Consider the following 15,645-nt stretch of genomic DNA (forward strand, 5'->3'; position numbering starts at 1 on the left):
CGGCACTTGATTCGTATCTAGGCTTGTCAGTTTGTTTTCGAGCACGCAACACGTGACGCCGCATGAGGCGGCTCCGCCGGAATATCATGGACTCATGAGCGAGAAGCGTGTGCACCTCTCCAAGACCGAACCGGCCGCCTACCAGGCGCTGGACGCGTTCGCCCGGACGGTCGGCGAGATCTGCGCGGCGAACGGCATCGACGATCGTCTCAAGGAGATCGTGATGATCCACTGCTCGCAGCTGAACGGGTGCAGCTTCTGCACCCGTCTGCACGTCGACAGGGCGCTCAAGGCGGGCCTCGACACCGACACGCTCATGCAGATCGCCACCTGGCGCGAGAGCGACGTCTTCAGCGAGCGCGAAGAGGCGGCGCTCGAACTCGCCGAGGCGTTCACCTTCATCGCCGAGGAAGGCATCTCCGACGAGGTGTATGACCGGGTCGGCGGTGTCTTCACCGAGAAGGAGTACGCGGCGCTCAGCTGGGCATGCGTCTCGATCAACGCGTTCAACCGTGTCGTGATCGCCGGACGCTACCCCGTACCGCCTCGACAGCCACAGGCCCAGGCCCAGCCACAGGCCCAGGCATGACGGTCCTCGACGTCGGCGGCGTCACCAACGTCAGAGACGTCGGGGGGATGCCTGCTCGCGGTGGCCGGATCCGCTCGGGCGTCCTGCTGCGTTCGGGACAGCTCTCGGGGGTGACCACGGCCGGCGCGCACGAGGTGCGTCGACGCATCGCCCACATCGTCGACCTGCGCGACGGCGAGGAGGTGGCGGCAGAGCCGACCGAGATCGACGGACCGGACACCACGCACCTTCCCCTGTTCCTCGGCTCCGTGCGGTCCTTCTTCGAGACCGACACGAGCCTCGACGACCTCTACCTGCATCTCCTCGAGGAGAGCGGGTCGAGGCTGGTGGACGCGATCCGCATCATCGCGGCGGGCGAGCCCACGCTGGTTCACTGCACGGTGGGCAAAGACCGTACGGGCGTGACCGTGGCGCTCGCTCTGGCCGCGGTGGGTGCCGACCGCGAGGCGATCATCGCGGACTATGCGCTCACCGAGTCGCAGCTGCCCGCAGAGCGGTCGCGCCGCATCGTCGCCTATCTGCGGTCGCAGCATCCTGACGCGGTGCATGCCGCAGCTCTGGCCACGCAGTCGCCCGCACCGGTCATGCGCGCGCTGCTGCAGAAGGTCGATGAGAGGTGGGGTTCGGCGTCCGGATACCTGCGCGCCAACGGCATGACCGAGGTCGAACTCGAGCGCCTCCACGCCGCCCTCGTGGAATCGGACGCCGAGCAAGGTTAGGCAACCCTTCACCTGGTGTACGATTGATGCATCATGGAGACCTTCCTCGAGACCCGCAGCACGCGCGCCGCGCGTCGTGAAGCGCGTCGTCGCGCGCACCACCTCGTGACGGCCGACGAGCACTCGCTCGGCGAGCTCGAGGTCTTCCTGGCGACGCTGCCGCTGTGCGCCTCCGGACGGATCTTCATCGAGGTGGCCGATGCCGCCGACATCGGCGTGATCGATGCACCCGGACGCATGACGGTCACGTGGCTCGCTCGAGCCCAGCGCTCCGGCGCTCCGGGCACAGGTCGGGCGTGCGCGCCCGGTCAGGCGCTCGCGCGTGCAACCTGCGCATGGGCCGACGAGATGCTCTGCGACGACGAGTTCGAGACGCGTGTGACTCTGCTCGGCGGCTACCTCGGCTCGGCGGACATCGTCGAGCACCTGACCGGATCGCTCCAGATCCAGCCCGGTCAGATCTACGCGCCGGAGCGGTTCGGGCTTCTCCCCGCCGACCGCTGAGGCGCGCTCCGGCGTACGTAGTTGCCGTCTTCGAGACCGGCCTCGATCTCGAACCGATTGCGCAGCGGGTCCCGCCCCGCGAACAGGTAGAGCACGGGCAGCAGCATGCCGTACCGCAGCCACTGCGCCTTGTGCACGGCCTCGTGACGCAGTACTGCGTCGCTCGGGCGCGTATCTCCGGTGAGGAAGCAGCCGCCGACGCAGACGCCACCGCGATTGAAGGTCCACTGCGGCATGCCGCGGAACACCCAGAGCCCCGACCGGCGCTCGACCGGCCCCGTACTCCAGAGCGATCCCCAGATCCAGCCGACGGCGGTGCCCCACCAGTAGCCGATCCGGCTGACGGGGGAGCGCAGGAGGAACGAGGGGATCCGTCGGTCGAGGCGTCGACCTCGGGCGAGAGCTCGCTCTGCGGCGGGGCGCCAATCCTCGGTCATGCGACAGCACCCACCAGCCGCAGCAGCGCTCCGAGATCCTCGACGGCGTCGGCGGGAGAGCGGGGAGCGAATCCCGCGATCGTCGCTCCGGCGAGCGGCACGCGGGACCTCAGCGCACGGATGGCGGCGCTCAAGGCGGCAGGGGCGAGACCGAACGGCGCGGGGGAGGAGACTCCCGCGATCTCGGCCGGATCGAGCACGTCGACGTCGATGTGCACCCACACCCGCTGGGCACCGGTGGCCGCGACGGCATCCGCGAGTGCGTCGACGTCGTCGAGGTCGGAGACGGAGAGCTGACGCAGGCCGGCGAGGGGCACGACCTCCGCGTCGTCGAGATTGCGCATCCCCACCGTGACGACCCGATCGCGCCGGACGGCCGGATCGAGCACGAGCTGCGTCTCGCCCTCACCGAGCACCGCTCTCAGGGCCATGCCGGAGAAGGCGCCCGAGGGCGAGCACTCCGGGGTGTGCAGGTCGGCGTGCGCGTCGCACCAGACGACGGCGAGATCGTCGGTACCGCCGGGGAGGGCGGCGAGGGCCGCGACGGTGACGCTGCAATCGCCGCCGATGATCACCGTGTCGGCGGTCATCGCCTCGTCCACCAGTTCGCGCGTGCGCAGCAGAGCGCTGAGTCGTCGCACGCCGGTGCCGAGAGACTCGCCGGCTTCGACGGGGACGTCGAGCATCGTGGTCGCCGCGCGGGGCAGATCGCCCGCGATCGCCGACGCGCCGTCGACGAGAAGCATCGCCCGCGGGGCGGGAGAACCCTGCCACTGCGGGACGACGAGGAATCGCACCATGAATGCCTCCGTGGAGAGAGCGGATGCCCCGGACACGACGGTCCGGGGCATCCGCGGGGTGTCAGGAGCCTTCGATCGCCTGACGAGGTGCGCTGCCGCCGGCCTTCAGCTCGGCGAGACGGGCTTCGACCTCGGTGAGCTCGCCGATGTCGTCGAGGCTCTCGAACTGGGCGTCGAGGCTCGACGCGGCGAGCTCGATCTTGCCCTGCGCGAGCGCCTCCTGGCGGCGGACCTTGTCTTCGAAGCGGCCGAGCTCGCTGGTCGGGTCGAGCACGCTGATGGAGCCGACCGCATCCTGCACCTTGGTCTGCGCCTCGGCGACCTTGGCGCGGGCGAGCAGCTCGCTGCGCTTGTTCTTCAGCTCGCCGAGCTTGTCCTTCATGCCGTTGAGGCCGGACTTGAGCTTGTCGACGATCTCGGTCTGCGTGGCGATCGTCGGCTCGGCGCTGGTGGCCTCGCGCTCGGCGCTGATCTGACGCTGGAGCGCGATCTTGGCGAGGTTGTCGAACTTGTCGGCATCCGCGGCGTCGCCCTTGGTGCGCATCTCGTCGGCCTTGCGGCTCGCGGCGAGGGCCTTGTTGCCCCACTCGGTCGCCGCCTGCACGTCTTCCTCGTGGTCGCGCTCGAGGAGGCGCAGGTTGCCGATGGTCTCGGCGATCGCGGACTCGGCGTCGGCGATGCTGTTGGTGTAGTCGCGGACGAGCTGGTCGATCATCTTCTGCGGGTCTTCCGCAGAGTCCAGGAGCGAGTTGATGTTCGCGCGGACGAGGGTGGAGATACGTCCGAAGATGGACTGCTTGGTCATGCGTGTTTCCTTTCAGAGGGTCGTGCTCGATGTCCGAAGTGGTGGTGGGGGATGGTCAGAAGCGTCGTCCTCCCGAGCGGCCGCTGCGGCCGGAGGATCGACCTCCGCCTCCTCCGAATCCGGAGCTGCGGAAGCCGCCGCCTCCTCCGCCGGAGCGCCAGCTGCTGCGGCGCGAGGATCCGCCGCTGCTCCCGCCGCCCGAGAGGAGGCCGCCGATGATGCCGCCGAGGATGTCGCCGCCGAGGCCGCCGCCGTTCGAGCTGCCGCCTCCTCCGAAGATGCCGCCCCCACCCCACCCGCTGTCGTAGCGAGCGGGGGAGTAGGCCTGCAGATCGGACTGCGCCGAGGCCGCGGCCTGCCGGGCGAGATCGAGAGCCTGCGTCGCCTCGGTGAGGGCGGCCTCGGTGTTCGTGGCGCGCAGGTCGAGGGCGCGCGTCAGTCCGAGCTCGGCCTGCGACAGTCGCGTGCGCGCGGTCGATCCGACGGTGCCGCGGCGGGTCTCGATGAACTCGCGCGTCGAGCGGATCTCCGAGCCGGCCTGCGCGAGGGTCTGCTCGAGCATCTGCGCCGCCCGCTGAGCGCGGGCGACGCTCTCGCGCCCCTGAGCGATCGCCGCATCGATCTGCGTGTTCGCCGCCGTCAACGCGGCGAGCGCCGCCTGGGGACTCCGCGCCGAGCCGGTGAGATGGGTCTGCGCGCGCTGCAGCTCGGTCTGCGTCGCGGAGGCCGCGGCGGCGATCGCGCCGGACGGATCGGGGAGCTGCTGCGCCGTGGCGATGTCGCTCCGCAGCTCGGTGACCAGAGCCTGCGCGTTCGCCTCGATCTCGCCCAGCTCGGTGCCGAGCGTGGTGATCGCCTGCGCCAACTGGCCGGCTTGCGCCGTCGACTGCTCGGCGGTGCGGATCGCGAAGGCCGCCGTGCCGGTCTCTCCCGCGCTGATGGCCTCCGCGGCGGCTGCGATCGATCGGTCGGCGAGCTCGATGCGCTCCTGTGCCTGCGCGGGGTTGTCGGCGACCGTCGCGATGGCAGCCGCGTCATAGGTCGCCGTCAGCGTCGCCAGCGCAGGAGCGGCGCTCGCGAGCAGGGACTGCACGGTCGCCCTCTGGGCGCGGACGCGCTCGAGTTCCTGGGGGGCGTTCTGCTCGAGCTTGCGCAGAGCGTCGAAGGCCTCGGTGTTGGCGTCGAGCATCTCGTCGATCTCGTCGCAGATCTGGATGATGCGGATGTGCCACGCGCGCCGGTCCTGAACGGTGTCCTCGATCTCGTCGTCGAGCTTCTGCTTCAGGTCGAACGCCTCGGACATCTTGGCCCTGGCGGTCTCGATGGCTCCGCTGAACGTGGCGGTCGCGGCCTCGCCGAACTGCGCCACCGCGAAACCGAGCTCCTCACGGCTCGAGGTGATCGCATCGTCGGCCTGAACCAGTGCCGCTCCCGCCTGTGTCTGCACCTGCTCGTCGGTGAGAGTGGAGAACGGATCGTCGGGGTCGGGGTGCTCGGGCATGGCGCCCCGCCTGCGCACGGCGGCCGTGCGACGTGAGCGCCGCACGAGCGCCACGATGAGCCAGATGACCAGGGCCACGGCGATCACGCCGACCACGATGAGCGTCGCGCGCAGGGCACCGGCGCCCCCGTCGCCCTGGATCTCGTCGGCGGCGAGGGTGATCGCGCCCTCCCAGTCGTTCTGGGAGGCGAGCGGCAGGATCTTGTCCTCGACGTCGTCGAGCTTGCTGTCGCTGAGCGGGCCGTCGGACGCGGATGAGATGTAGTAGCTGCGGCCTTCGACGGCGATCGCGAGCAAGTACTGCTCCGAGCCGAGGTTGTTGCTCTCGGCCACCGCATCCGCCCACTGGGCGTCGTCGGAGGGGGAGGTGAAGTCGTCCACGAGGACGACGAAGAGATCTGCCGAGGAGTTCTCGCTGAGGGTCTGCAGCCGAGCCTCGACGGACGCCTCCTGACTGGGGGTGAGCACGCCCGCCTCATCGGTGACGTAGCCGGTGTCGAGCGAGAGCGGGTCGGTCGCCGATGCGGCGGATGCGGAGAGCACCCCGGCCGCTGCCGCCACAGTCAGTGCGGCCAGCGTCAGCCACCGTGTCTTCATCGTGTTCCCTCCGACCGGCAGCCGAGCCCCATGCGAAAGAGTCTATGCACAGAGCTCGACACGCGACACCTTCCGGAGGGGGATGACCGTTCGCCCTCAGCGGAGACACATACGCTGGAGGGCATGGACGACAGGTACGGATCGGATGTGCTCGCGTCGGGATGGCGGGAGCGCGCGGCGAAGCCGGTGCCGCAGGTGCCCGCCGAGCTCGATCTCGTCGTGGAGGTCGCCGATGACGGCTACTGCGGCGCGGTCACGCGGGTGCAGGGCGGCAACGTCGAGCTCGAGGACAGACTCGGGCGCAGACGGCTGTTCCCCCTCGGCGGCGGGTTCCTGATCGACGGGTCGCCGGTGCGTCTGGGGCCGCCCGCGCCGAAGGAGCAGGGGGCGCGGCGAACGGCATCCGGCTCCTTCGTGGTCTCCGACCAGCGAGCGCGGATCGCGCTGCCCAGCAGGATCCTCGTCGAGGGCAAGCACGATGCCGAGCTCGTCGAGAAGGTGTGGGGCGCGGATCTGCGGGTCGAGGGCGTCGTCGTGGAGTTCCTGCAGGGCGTCGACCTGCTCGACGAGCTGCTGGCCGCCGAACCGCCCACCGCGTCCCGGCGGTACGGCGTGCTCGTCGACCACCTCGTCCCCGGATCGAAGGAGTCGCGCATCGCGGATGCCGTGGCCCGTGGCCCGCACGGCAGGCACGTCCGCATCGTCGGACACCCGTTCGTCGACGTGTGGCAGTGCGTGACCCCGCGCGCGCTGGGCATCGCGAAGTGGCCGGAGATCCCGCGCGGCACCGACTGGAAGACCGGGATCTGCCGCGCCTTCGGCTGGCCGCACGAGACGCAGGGTGACACCGGGCGGGCCTGGCAGCACATCCTGTCGAAGGTGCACACCTACCGTGACCTGGAGCCGGCACTGCTGGGTCGTGTCGAGGAGCTCATCGACTTCGTGACCGCTCCCGCGCACTGAGCGGCGGTCGGCGGGGTCGGATGCCGCCGACTACCCTGGGAACATGGTCGAACCCCGTACGTTCCGTGACGAACCGGTGTCCTTCGTGCGCCGCAGCGGCCGGATGTCCGACGCTCAGGAACGCGCGTTCGAGGAGCTCGGCCCCCACTACCTCCTCGACGTGCCGCGTGACATCGCGTGGACATCGGTGCACCCCGAGGCCCGGCTGGATCTCGCGGACGAATACGGGCGTGACGCCGACCTGTACGTGGAGATCGGTTCGGGTCAGGGGCACGCGATCGTCGCGGCCGCGTCGGCGCGGCCCGACGATGACTTCCTCGCGGTCGAGGTCTTCCGTGCGGGCCTCGCTCGCACGATGCTCGACGCCGACCGGGAGGGCGCCCGCAACATCCGCGTCGTCGAGGCCAACGCCCCCGAGGTGCTCTCGTCGTACCTGCCCGAGTCCGCGGCGGCCGAGGTGTGGATCTTCTTCCCCGATCCGTGGCACAAGAAGAAGCACACCAAGCGCCGACTCGTGCGTCAGGGATTCGGCGACACCGCCGCACGCGCGCTCCGGGACGGCGGCCTGCTGCGCCTCGCCACGGACTGGGAGGACTATGCGCTGCAGATGCGCGAGGTGCTCGACGCGGACCCGCTGTTCGAGCGGGCGTTCGACGGCGAGTGGGCCGACCGCTTCGACGGCCGGGTGATGACCGCGTTCGAGCGCAAGGGCATCGCCAAGGGGCGGGACATCCGCGATCTCGTGTACCGCCGCCGGTCTCGCCCGTGACCTCGGCGCAGCGCACGCAGCCGGACTGGATCGGCGCGGTCCCCGCGCTGATCGTCTGCGCGGCGGCGCCCGCCTTCTTCGTGGTGCAGATCGTCTGGCTCGGCTGGATCCTGCTCGCGCTCGGCGTCTTCGGCGCCTGGGTCGTCGAGCGCCGCAGGCCCGAGCGCCCGGACCGGATCGTGAGCGTCGGCGCGCGGCGGGAGACGGCGCGCGCGCTCGGCGTGGCGCGCACTCCCTCCCTCACCCGTGACCTCTCCCTGATCGCGCTGGGCATGCTGATCGTGAGCGTGATCCCGCTCGCCGCCGAGCTCGACAACCTGGCCATGCTGCGTTTCACGCTCGCGCTCGGCGGTGCGGTGGCGGTTCCCTATGCGGTGTCGCGCTTCGTCTACCGCGACAGGGCGATCAGCTTTCCCTGGCGCGCGCGTCGCCGGTGGGGGCGGCTGCAGTGGGGGTGGCTGGTCGCCGTGCTGGTGCTGGGGTGGCTGATCCTGCCGTTCTACTTCATCAGCAGCGGCGTGTACCAGAACTGGCCGGTCGTCGACACGCCTGACCTCATCGCACGCCTGTTCGTCGGTGTCGGTGCCGTGGGGATCTGGGACGAGCTCTTCTTCATCTGCACGGTGTTCGCGCTGCTGCGGCGCCACTTCCCCGACGCTCTCGCGAACGTGCTGCAGATGATCGTGTTCGTGTCGTTCCTGTGGGAGCTCGGCTACCGCGAGTGGGGGCCGCTGCTGACGATCCCGTTCGCCCTGCTGCAGGGATTCATCTTCGTGCGCACGCACTCGCTCGCCTACGTGGTGACGGTTCATCTGCTCTTCGACGCGGTCGTCTTCGCCGTGCTGGTGCACGCCCACAACCCCGGTCTGCTGCCGATCTTCCTGCTCTAGGAGCTTCCGGGCGGATACGATCTACTCATGCTCATCGTCGGACTCGTCCTCGCCGCGGCCGCTGCCGCGTTCCACGTCTTCATCTTCGCTCTCGAGTCGCTGCGGTGGACGGAGCCCGAGACGAGGAAGATCTTCGGCGTCGCCAGCGAGGCGGACGCGCAGACGACGAAATCGCTGGCCTTCAACCAGGGCTTCTACAACCTGTTCCTGGCACTCGCCGCGCTGCTCGGTGTCGGCTTCGTGATCCTCGGCTCGACCACCGTGGGTCTGACGCTCGTGTTCGCGGGGACCGGGATGATGCTGGCCGCGGCTCTCGTGCTGATCCTCTCGGACCGCACGAAGGCGCGTGCGGCGACCATGCAGGGAACCCTGCCGCTGCTCGCCGTGATCGCGACCGCGATCGCCGTGGCCATCGGCTGATCCGCTGCTGAGCGCTCGCGAGGGGTGACAACCCGGTCGCAGCGGGCCACACTCGGTGCATGGCCGATTGGGTGCTGCACGTGGACATGGATCAGTTCATCGCCGCGGTCGAGGTGCTGCGCAGACCCGAGCTCGCGGGGCGGCCGCTGATCGTCGGCGGACGCGGGGACCCCACCGAGAGAGCCGTCGTGTCGACGGCGTCGTACGAGGCCAGAGCGTTCGGGATCGGTTCGGGGATGCCGCTCCGGATCGCGGCGCGGAAGGCCCCGGACGATGCCGTGTTCCTCCCCGTCGACCATCCGGCCTACGAGTCCGCATCCGCCGAGGTGATGGCGGCGTTGCGGGCCGTGCCCGGCGTGGTGGTGGAGGTCATCGGATGGGACGAGTGCTTCCTCGGGGTGACCACCGACGATCCGGAGGAGGTGGCGCGCGCGGCGCAGACGGCCGTGCTCGAGGCCACCGGGCTCCACTGCTCGGTCGGCATCGGCGACAACAGGGTGCGCGCGAAGATCGCGACCGAGTTCGGTAAGCCGCGAGGGATCTTCCGTCTCACCGCACACAACTGGTTCGAGACCATGGGGGCAAGGCCCACCAGGGATCTCTGGGGTGTCGGTCCGAAGGTGCAGAAGCGTCTGGCCGCTCACGGCATCCATACGGTGCGAGAGCTCGCGGATGCCGACGAGGCCGTTCTCGTCGACGAGTTCGGGCCCCGGATGGGAGTCTGGTATCACGGACTCGGCTCGGGACTCGGGCCGAGCGCGGTCGACCCGACGCCGTGGGTGGCTCGGAGCCACAGCCGCGAGACGACGTATCAGCAGAACCTCACGGCCGTCGAGCAGGTGCGCGACGCGGTGACCGAGCTCGCCGCCCACGCCTTCGACGACTGCGCCGCAGAGGGCCGCGCGGTCGTCCGGGTGCACCTCAAGGTGCGCTACGCGCCGTTCGAGACCAGGACGTTCGGCCACAAGCTCGTCGCGCCGACGACACGGCGAGACGACGTGATCGCCGCAGCGCTCGCCCTCGCAGCCACGATGGATCCGCAGCGAGAGGTGAGACTTCTCGGCGTGCGCGCCGAGAAGACGATGCCCGAGGGCGAAGGGTCGACCGAGCGCACGCCGGTGCGCGGCAGGATCTGAGCGGCGCGGAGCTGGGTGGACCTGTCGGGGCGGGCCGGTGGCCCACCCCGACACGCGAAGTCAGAACTTCAGCAGCACCTTGCCGACGCGTCCTGCGGTGTTGCTCGCCCGCACGGCGTCCGCCGCATCCGCAGCGTCGAAGACGCCGGCCACGGGCAGCGTGAGCGTGCCCTCGGTGACGCGCTGGATCAGCTCGCCGAACAGGGCACCGCGGGTGGCGGCATCCATGGTCTGGATGACCTTGCTGCCCCAGAAGCCCTTGACCGTGGCCTGCTTGAAGATCACGTCGCCGGAGCGGATCTCCATGACGGGCGAGTTCATGGCGCCGAACGCCACCAGGGTGCCGCCCTCTCCGAGCAGGGAGAGTACATCGCCTGCGGAGGATCCGCCGACGGAGTCGATGCCGAAGGCGACGTGCGCGCCGTCGGTGAGACGGGCGACCTGCTCGCGCCAGTCATCCTGGTCGGTGGCGACGACGTTCTCGATGCCCTGCTCGCGGAGCTCGTCGACGCCGGCGGCGCGTCGCACCAGACCGATGACGTTGATGCCGCGTGCGGCTCCGAGCTGGGCGAGCATGCGTCCGACGGCGCCGTTCGCAGCGTTCTGGACGATCCAGTCGCCCTTCTCGGCACCGAGGAACTGCAGCAGGCTGATCGTGCTGAACGGCATCGAGACCAGCTGCGCGGCGCTCTCGTCGTCGAGCGACTCGGGAACCGGGATGAGGCCCGCCGCGTCGGCGACGACGAACTCCGACCAGGCGCCGAACGTGCCGCCGGTCGCGACGCGCTGTCCGACCGTCAGGGTGTCGACGCCCTCGCCGAGGGCATCCACGACGCCGAGGGCCTCGGTGCCGGATGCGGCGGGGAGCTCGGGCTTGAATCCATAGGTGCCGCGGATCGTCCACAGGTCGTGGTTGTGGATCGGCGACAGGACGACGCGAAGGCGGACCTGGCCGGGGCCGGGCTCCGGCGTCGAGCGCTCGGTGACCTCGAGGACGTCTTCGGGCTCGCCGAATGTGCGGTGCGTGAGTGTGCGCATGATGTGCTCCTTGTGGGATCTGTCGTGGGGTGGTCGGCGGCTGATCAGTCGTCGGAGACGGTGATCGCGACGTCGATGTTGCCGCGGGTCGCGTTGGAGTACGGGCACACCTGATGCGCGGCGTCGGCGAGGGCCTGGGCCTGGTCGTGCGGGAGGTCGGGGATGACGACCTCGAGCTGCACGGCAAGGCCGAATCCGCCCTCGCCGTTCGAGCCGATCTGCACACGCGCTCCGACGGACGAGTCGGTGATCTTGACCTTCTGCGTGCGGGCCACGCTCTGGAGCGCGGAGTGGAAGCATGCGGCGTAGCCGGCGGCGAACAGCTGCTCGGGGTTCGCGCCGTCGCCGCTGCCGCCCATCTCCTTGGGAATGGCGAGGTCGAGCTCGAGGCGGCCGTCGCCCGTGGCGACACGGCCGTCGCGGCCTGCTCCGGTGGCGAGTGCCTCGGCGGTGTAGAGAGCGTCCATCGTGTGGATTTCCTTCCGGTTGTGGTCTGTCAGCGCGTGGTGCGCGGGGGAGTGAGGGTCTATGGGGTCTTCTGCAGCCGGGCCGTGAGCTCCTGCAGCTCGGCGATCAGGCGGTGGCGCTGGTCGTCGTCTTCCATGCCGGCGAGCGCGGCGACGGCCGAGTGCACGGGCGCGACCTCGGATCGCAGCGCAGTGCCCGCCTCGGTGAGGCCGACCGTGACGACGCGCTCATCGGCGACGCTGCGTGACTTGGTGACGTAGCCCGCCTGCTCCAGGCGACGCACGAGCGGGGAGAGCGTGCCCGAGTCGAGCTGCATGGCGTCGCCGAGCGAACCGATCGTCTGCTCGCCCTCCATCCAGAGGATCGCGAGCACGAGGTACTGCGGGTACGTCAGGCCCCAGGGGGCGAGCAGGGTGCGGTACGCCTGCGTCGTCGCGCGGGCGGCGGAGTAGAGCGAGAAGCACACCATCTCATCGGTCACGGCCATGACATTATTATTGCACGCGATTAGGTTGTGTACAACTTAATTGGCGAGGCGTAGCCGCCGATCACTCGAAAAGGTCGGCGGGTCGCGTCACGGGCGCACGGGAGGGAGCATCCGGTGCGAGAGCGCGCGCACCGAGCCCAGCCGTTGCCCGCCGCGGAGGAACAGTCCGATCGCCGTGAGGCGACGACGCAGACCCCACCAGCTCACCAGGGCGAGCGACTCGGAGACGATCGAGCCGCTCATCTTGGACTCTCCGTGCACGCGCTCGACGAAGGTGATGGGCACTTCGACGACCCGCAGGCCGCGCTCGAGAGCGCGCCAGAGCAGGTCCACCTGGAAGCAGTACCCCTGGGAGGCCACGTGCGCGAGGTCGATGCGGCGCAGGGCGGCGGCGCTGAACACGCGGTAGCCGCCGGTGGAATCGCGCACGTCGATGCCGAGTGCGAGGCGAGCATAGAGGTTTCCGCCGCGACTCAGCACCTCGCGGTGGCGGGACCAGTTCAGCACGCGTCCGCCGGGCACCCAGCGCGAGCCGAGAACGAGATCGTGGTCGATCAGCTGCTCCACGAGCTTCGGGAGCTCCTCCGGACGGTGCGAGCCATCAGCGTCCATCTCGACGAGCGCCCAGTAGTCGCGTTCCAGTCCCCACGCGAATCCGGCGAGGTACGCACCTCCGAGGCCGTTCTTCTCGGTGCGATGCAGGACGTCGACCTGAGGATGCCGCGCGGCCAGCGCATCTGCCAGCTCGCCCGTCCCATCGGGGGAGGCGTCGTCGACGATGAGGATGTCTGCGTCCGCCGCAGCGAGCACGCGAGTGACGATGCCCTCGAGGTTCTCGATCTCGTTGAACGTCGGGATGATGACGAGCGTCTCGTTCATGGGTGGTCCTTTCGAGAGGTCAGACGCGGAGTTCCGCGAAGACGATGAGGTTGTCGAGGTAGTGGCCGGTCGAGGAATCGAAGATGCCCCCGCAGGTGATCAGGCGGAGCTCGGGGGCCGGCACGTTGCTGTAGACGGCATCGGTGGGGAACTCGGCCTTCGCCGACTGGGTCGAGCCGCTGACCGTGAACGTGAGGGTCGTGCCGTCGGCACGGGTGACGACGATGTCGTCGCCGGGGGACAGAGCACCGATGTCGGCGAAGACGGCCGGCGCGGTGGGGGAGTCCACATGGCCGGCGATGATCGCCGGACCGACCTGACCGGGCACGACTCCGCCGGAATACCACCCGGCGAGGTCGAAGTCGACAGGGGCGGCGAGGCGTCCGCTCCCATCGATCGCCAGATCCTCGAGCGCCGTGTCGACGCCGATCGCGGGGATCTGCACGCGAGTGGGAGGTGCGGTCTGGGCCTGTGGCTCCGGGGTCGACGGGTCTTGCAGACCACCCGCGGAGAAAGGGCCGGCCGGAGTCGGTGGCGCGGCGGGCACGGACTGCGCACCGATCGCACCGCACGCGCTCAGAAGCAGCGCGAGCACGAGAGCCCCCGCGGTGACGACAATTCGGGTCGCGCTGCTCCTGGACATCAGAGCTCTCCCGTCGCGCAGCCACCGAGGGCGTCATCCGTGAGCATCGCGGTGGACAGCATCACCCAGGCGGCGCCGTAGTAGGTCGGGTACTCGGCGGCGAGCTCTGCCGCGCGTTCGAGGTCGGAGGTGGCCGCGGACTCGTCGCCCGAGGCCTTCGCCGAGGCGGCGCGTGCGGCGAAGCCGAGCGGGGACTGCTCCTCCACCAGCGCGCCGCCCCCGAGGTCGAGGCGCGACTTGACGTCGTCCTCGCGGTCGAGTGTCGCGAGCGGCCGGCCGGCGAGCGCGACGTCGGCCGGTGCGCATGACTCCGCGTAGCGCAGCATCAGGCGCGGCGCATCGAAGCCGTACTGCACCGGATCACCGCCGCCTCGTGGACCCGGCATCGGTTCGACGAGTCCATCCGTGTGCACCTGTGCCCAATCGGGCGGCAGGTCGGTCGCTTCGAAGATGTCGGTGGTCACCGCGGCGCTGCCCGCCTGCAGCTCGTCCCAACGGGGATCGCCGGTGGCGGCGCTCAGCACCTCGAACGTCACGGGCGAGGCGTAGCTCGGGTTGTAGGCGTAGGGCTCGCGATCCGCTGCCCACAGCCCGGGGAGGAGGATCCGGCCCTGCGCCGTCTCGACGGTCATCCGATCGGCGATCGTGGTGGCGAGTGCCACACCATCGTCATGGAGGTCGGACCGCCCGAAGCGGTCGCCGGCGAGCACGAGCGCCCGTGCGGCGTCGAGGTCGGCATCGGAAGCCGGCTCGTCGTCGACGACCTCGCCCTCGTCCCAGCGCCACGCGAGAAGTCCGTCCGGGCGTACGAGCTCGTGCTGCGTCCACGACCAGATCTCGTCGAACCGCTGCTCGTCCTCCGCGACGACGGCGGCGAACAGGCCATAGGCCTGGCCCTCGCTCACCGTGTCTCCGCCCTCGTCGTGGCGCACCACGCGTCCATCCTCGACCCAGTCGTCGAGGAACGAGGTGGCGAGCGATGACGCGTCGAGCTCAGGGGCTCCGTCTCCTGACGGGGGAAGCGCCGTCGAAGTGGCTTCAGGCCCCGCATCCGGAGGCCCGTGGTCGGAAGAGCTCACGCCGACGGCCACCACGGCGGTGCCGGCGGTCACCAGCACCGCCCCGGCCGCGACGGCGATCAAGGTGGACCGACGCATCAGAGAGCCTCGCCGAGGCGCTTCGCCGGCGCGACAGAGTTCGCGGCGTCGGAACCGAGGTATCCGCCGCCGGTGTCGACGCCGCCATCCGGCACGTCACCGACAGAAGAGCTGTCCAGGACCGGGAGAATGGTGAGTCCGCCGTCGGAGGTGTCGAGGACGAACAGCGTCGTCACGCTCCCCGGCGAGACGGAGACCTCGGCGGTGTCGGCGACACCCTTCCCTTTCAGGTCCAGCGTCCAGTCGCCGGCGGGGATCTCGGCGTAACCGGTGGCCGAGCCGGCCTTGGCGTCGCGGGCGATGGCATCTCCCTGCGTGGTCGTGACATCGACCTCGGGCGTGAGGGTCGATGCCTGGATGAGCCGGATGCGTGCGGCTCCCGTGGCGGGCTCGGTCAGATCGTCATCGAAGGCGCGTACCTGCAGATCGTCGGTCTGCCCGTAGGCCGCCACAGTCGTCGCCGTGCCGCTCTCGATCGTCACGGTCTCGGAGATGACGGGGACGCTCGATCCCGAGGCCCCGGCCGGCACCATGCTCACGGTGTAGCTGCCCGCGGGGAGTTCCCGATAGTCGGACACATCTCCGTAGCCCACGCCATCGAGCTCGAACAGGGTCGAGCCGCCGCTGACCGCCGAGACGCGCACGTCCACGGACTTCGTGTCGGGCGAGAGATGGCCGAGTCGCAGCCAGCCGGCCTGACCCGATGTGGCGGCGGGCACCGCGGCGCTCTCGGCCGTCGTGGCTGCGGTCGACGACAGCGGGGCGGCGACCAGCATCAGCAGTGCCGTCGCGCCGGTTGCCATGGCGATGTTCAGGCGCGAGGATCGTGAGTTCTTCATGATG

At 70.0% G+C, this 15,645-nt stretch carries 19 protein-coding genes; 8 read left to right on the forward strand and 11 right to left on the reverse strand.

Going from position 1 to position 15,645, the window contains the following annotated elements; translation table 11 throughout:
* The first annotated feature begins 94 nt into the window (after nucleotides 1–94).
* The 3 genes from DXT68_RS06425 to DXT68_RS06435 are packed head-to-tail and all read left to right on the forward strand — an operon-like array spanning nucleotide 95 to nucleotide 1,812.
* On the forward strand, nucleotides 95–589 hold the full coding sequence (locus DXT68_RS06425; protein WP_045255412.1) for a carboxymuconolactone decarboxylase family protein: 495 nt from the start codon (nucleotides 95–97) through the stop codon (nucleotides 587–589).
* The gene (locus DXT68_RS06430) at nucleotides 586–1,308 is read left to right on the forward strand and encodes a tyrosine-protein phosphatase (RefSeq protein ID WP_045255411.1); all 723 of its coding nucleotides are present in this window, start codon (nucleotides 586–588) and stop codon (nucleotides 1,306–1,308) included. Before DXT68_RS06425 ends, DXT68_RS06430 begins: the two co-directional genes overlap by 4 nt.
* A 33-nt stretch (nucleotides 1,309–1,341) precedes the next feature.
* Nucleotides 1,342–1,812 (forward strand): SIP domain-containing protein, encoded by a 471-nt coding sequence (locus DXT68_RS06435; RefSeq protein ID WP_045255410.1) that lies wholly within the window; start codon nucleotides 1,342–1,344, stop codon nucleotides 1,810–1,812.
* Here the strand turns inward: DXT68_RS06435 and DXT68_RS06440 are convergent.
* The 4 genes from DXT68_RS06440 to DXT68_RS06455 all read right to left on the reverse strand — a co-directional run bounded on the left by DXT68_RS06440 (nucleotide 1,770) and on the right by DXT68_RS06455 (nucleotide 5,952).
* Nucleotides 1,770–2,249 carry a hypothetical protein gene (locus DXT68_RS06440; RefSeq protein WP_045255409.1) on the reverse strand — a complete coding sequence of 160 codons (480 nt, stop codon included), beginning with the start codon at nucleotides 2,247–2,249 and terminating at the stop codon, nucleotides 1,770–1,772. The genes DXT68_RS06435 and DXT68_RS06440 overlap by 43 nt on opposite strands.
* A complete protein-coding gene (locus tag DXT68_RS06445) occupies nucleotides 2,246–3,049 on the reverse strand; it encodes an arginase family protein (RefSeq protein WP_045255677.1) in 804 nt (267 codons plus the stop codon). The genes DXT68_RS06440 and DXT68_RS06445 overlap by 4 nt, the downstream gene beginning before the upstream one ends.
* Nucleotides 3,050–3,110: 61 nt before the next feature.
* Nucleotides 3,111–3,854 (reverse strand): PspA/IM30 family protein, encoded by a 744-nt coding sequence (locus DXT68_RS06450; protein ID WP_045255408.1) that lies wholly within the window; start codon nucleotides 3,852–3,854, stop codon nucleotides 3,111–3,113.
* Between the two features lie 55 nt (nucleotides 3,855–3,909).
* The gene (locus DXT68_RS06455) at nucleotides 3,910–5,952 is read right to left on the reverse strand and encodes a TPM domain-containing protein (RefSeq protein WP_045255407.1); all 2,043 of its coding nucleotides are present in this window, start codon (nucleotides 5,950–5,952) and stop codon (nucleotides 3,910–3,912) included.
* Nucleotides 5,953–6,075: 123 nt separating this feature from the next.
* On the opposite strand from DXT68_RS06455, the gene DXT68_RS06460 reads away from it, so the two are divergent.
* The 5 genes from DXT68_RS06460 to DXT68_RS06480 are packed head-to-tail and all read left to right on the forward strand — an operon-like array spanning nucleotide 6,076 to nucleotide 10,130.
* On the forward strand, nucleotides 6,076–6,915 hold the full coding sequence (locus tag DXT68_RS06460) for a DUF3097 domain-containing protein (protein WP_045255406.1): 840 nt from the start codon (nucleotides 6,076–6,078) through the stop codon (nucleotides 6,913–6,915).
* A 43-nt stretch (nucleotides 6,916–6,958) separates the two neighbouring features.
* Nucleotides 6,959–7,684: a tRNA (guanosine(46)-N7)-methyltransferase TrmB gene (gene trmB, locus DXT68_RS06465; protein WP_045255405.1), complete on the forward strand. Its 726-nt coding sequence runs from the start codon at nucleotides 6,959–6,961 to the stop codon at nucleotides 7,682–7,684.
* Nucleotides 7,681–8,574: a CPBP family glutamic-type intramembrane protease gene (locus tag DXT68_RS06470; RefSeq protein ID WP_045255404.1), complete on the forward strand. Its 894-nt coding sequence runs from the start codon at nucleotides 7,681–7,683 to the stop codon at nucleotides 8,572–8,574. The genes trmB and DXT68_RS06470 overlap by 4 nt, the downstream gene beginning before the upstream one ends.
* 27 nt (nucleotides 8,575–8,601) lie before the next feature.
* Nucleotides 8,602–8,994 carry a DUF1304 domain-containing protein gene (locus DXT68_RS06475; protein ID WP_045255403.1) on the forward strand — a complete coding sequence of 131 codons (393 nt, stop codon included), beginning with the start codon at nucleotides 8,602–8,604 and terminating at the stop codon, nucleotides 8,992–8,994.
* 59 nt (nucleotides 8,995–9,053) lie between these two features.
* On the forward strand, nucleotides 9,054–10,130 hold the full coding sequence (locus DXT68_RS06480) for a DNA polymerase IV (RefSeq protein ID WP_082069049.1): 1,077 nt from the start codon (nucleotides 9,054–9,056) through the stop codon (nucleotides 10,128–10,130).
* Between the two features lie 60 nt (nucleotides 10,131–10,190).
* Here DXT68_RS06480 and DXT68_RS06485 read toward each other — a convergent pair whose 3' ends face one another.
* The 7 genes from DXT68_RS06485 to DXT68_RS06515 all read right to left on the reverse strand — a co-directional run bounded on the left by DXT68_RS06485 (nucleotide 10,191) and on the right by DXT68_RS06515 (nucleotide 15,641).
* A complete protein-coding gene (locus tag DXT68_RS06485; protein WP_045255401.1) occupies nucleotides 10,191–11,168 on the reverse strand; it encodes a zinc-binding dehydrogenase in 978 nt (325 codons plus the stop codon).
* Between the two features lie 44 nt (nucleotides 11,169–11,212).
* Nucleotides 11,213–11,635, reverse strand: a complete 423-nt coding sequence (locus DXT68_RS06490) for an organic hydroperoxide resistance protein (RefSeq protein ID WP_045255400.1) — start codon at nucleotides 11,633–11,635, stop codon at nucleotides 11,213–11,215.
* A 59-nt stretch (nucleotides 11,636–11,694) separates the two neighbouring features.
* Nucleotides 11,695–12,123, reverse strand: a complete 429-nt coding sequence (locus DXT68_RS06495) for a MarR family winged helix-turn-helix transcriptional regulator (RefSeq protein ID WP_045255399.1) — start codon at nucleotides 12,121–12,123, stop codon at nucleotides 11,695–11,697.
* Between the two features lie 87 nt (nucleotides 12,124–12,210).
* On the reverse strand, nucleotides 12,211–13,002 hold the full coding sequence (locus DXT68_RS06500; RefSeq protein WP_045255398.1) for a polyprenol monophosphomannose synthase: 792 nt from the start codon (nucleotides 13,000–13,002) through the stop codon (nucleotides 12,211–12,213).
* Nucleotides 13,003–13,021: 19 nt separating this feature from the next.
* Nucleotides 13,022–13,645 carry a class F sortase gene (locus DXT68_RS06505; RefSeq protein ID WP_045255397.1) on the reverse strand — a complete coding sequence of 208 codons (624 nt, stop codon included), beginning with the start codon at nucleotides 13,643–13,645 and terminating at the stop codon, nucleotides 13,022–13,024.
* Nucleotides 13,645–14,802 carry a family 8 glycosyl hydrolase gene (locus DXT68_RS06510; protein ID WP_052677840.1) on the reverse strand — a complete coding sequence of 386 codons (1,158 nt, stop codon included), beginning with the start codon at nucleotides 14,800–14,802 and terminating at the stop codon, nucleotides 13,645–13,647. The genes DXT68_RS06505 and DXT68_RS06510 overlap by 1 nt, the downstream gene beginning before the upstream one ends.
* Nucleotides 14,802–15,641, reverse strand: a complete 840-nt coding sequence (locus DXT68_RS06515) for a DUF4397 domain-containing protein (RefSeq protein WP_052677839.1) — start codon at nucleotides 15,639–15,641, stop codon at nucleotides 14,802–14,804. The genes DXT68_RS06510 and DXT68_RS06515 overlap by 1 nt, the downstream gene beginning before the upstream one ends.
* Between the last annotated feature and the right edge of the window lie 4 nt (nucleotides 15,642–15,645).

It is taken from the genome of Microbacterium foliorum (genome assembly GCF_003367705.1).
In the GTDB taxonomy this organism is placed as follows: domain Bacteria; phylum Actinomycetota; class Actinomycetes; order Actinomycetales; family Microbacteriaceae; genus Microbacterium; species Microbacterium foliorum.

What these genes read in the sequence shown, in the direction of transcription:
- DXT68_RS06425 (WP_045255412.1), top strand. Translation starts at nt 95, where the DNA reads ATGAGCGAGAAGCGTGTGCACCTCTCCAAGACCGAACCGGCCGCCTAC.
- DXT68_RS06430 (WP_045255411.1), top strand. Translation starts at nt 586, where the DNA reads ATGACGGTCCTCGACGTCGGCGGCGTCACCAACGTCAGAGACGTCGGG.
- DXT68_RS06435 (WP_045255410.1), top strand. Translation starts at nt 1,342, where the DNA reads ATGGAGACCTTCCTCGAGACCCGCAGCACGCGCGCCGCGCGTCGTGAA.
- DXT68_RS06440 (WP_045255409.1), bottom strand. Translation starts at nt 2,249, where the DNA reads ATGACCGAGGATTGGCGCCCCGCCGCAGAGCGAGCTCTCGCCCGAGGT.
- DXT68_RS06445 (WP_045255677.1), bottom strand. Translation starts at nt 3,049, where the DNA reads ATGGTGCGATTCCTCGTCGTCCCGCAGTGGCAGGGTTCTCCCGCCCCG.
- DXT68_RS06450 (WP_045255408.1), bottom strand. Translation starts at nt 3,854, where the DNA reads ATGACCAAGCAGTCCATCTTCGGACGTATCTCCACCCTCGTCCGCGCG.
- DXT68_RS06455 (WP_045255407.1), bottom strand. Translation starts at nt 5,952, where the DNA reads ATGAAGACACGGTGGCTGACGCTGGCCGCACTGACTGTGGCGGCAGCG.
- DXT68_RS06460 (WP_045255406.1), top strand. Translation starts at nt 6,076, where the DNA reads ATGGACGACAGGTACGGATCGGATGTGCTCGCGTCGGGATGGCGGGAG.
- trmB (WP_045255405.1), top strand. Translation starts at nt 6,959, where the DNA reads ATGGTCGAACCCCGTACGTTCCGTGACGAACCGGTGTCCTTCGTGCGC.
- DXT68_RS06475 (WP_045255403.1), top strand. Translation starts at nt 8,602, where the DNA reads ATGCTCATCGTCGGACTCGTCCTCGCCGCGGCCGCTGCCGCGTTCCAC.
- DXT68_RS06480 (WP_082069049.1), top strand. Translation starts at nt 9,054, where the DNA reads ATGGCCGATTGGGTGCTGCACGTGGACATGGATCAGTTCATCGCCGCG.
- DXT68_RS06485 (WP_045255401.1), bottom strand. Translation starts at nt 11,168, where the DNA reads ATGCGCACACTCACGCACCGCACATTCGGCGAGCCCGAAGACGTCCTC.
- DXT68_RS06490 (WP_045255400.1), bottom strand. Translation starts at nt 11,635, where the DNA reads ATGGACGCTCTCTACACCGCCGAGGCACTCGCCACCGGAGCAGGCCGC.
- DXT68_RS06495 (WP_045255399.1), bottom strand. Translation starts at nt 12,123, where the DNA reads ATGGCCGTGACCGATGAGATGGTGTGCTTCTCGCTCTACTCCGCCGCC.
- DXT68_RS06500 (WP_045255398.1), bottom strand. Translation starts at nt 13,002, where the DNA reads ATGAACGAGACGCTCGTCATCATCCCGACGTTCAACGAGATCGAGAAC.
- DXT68_RS06505 (WP_045255397.1), bottom strand. Translation starts at nt 13,645, where the DNA reads ATGTCCAGGAGCAGCGCGACCCGAATTGTCGTCACCGCGGGGGCTCTC.
- DXT68_RS06510 (WP_052677840.1), bottom strand. Translation starts at nt 14,802, where the DNA reads ATGCGTCGGTCCACCTTGATCGCCGTCGCGGCCGGGGCGGTGCTGGTG.
- DXT68_RS06515 (WP_052677839.1), bottom strand. Translation starts at nt 15,641, where the DNA reads ATGAAGAACTCACGATCCTCGCGCCTGAACATCGCCATGGCAACCGGC.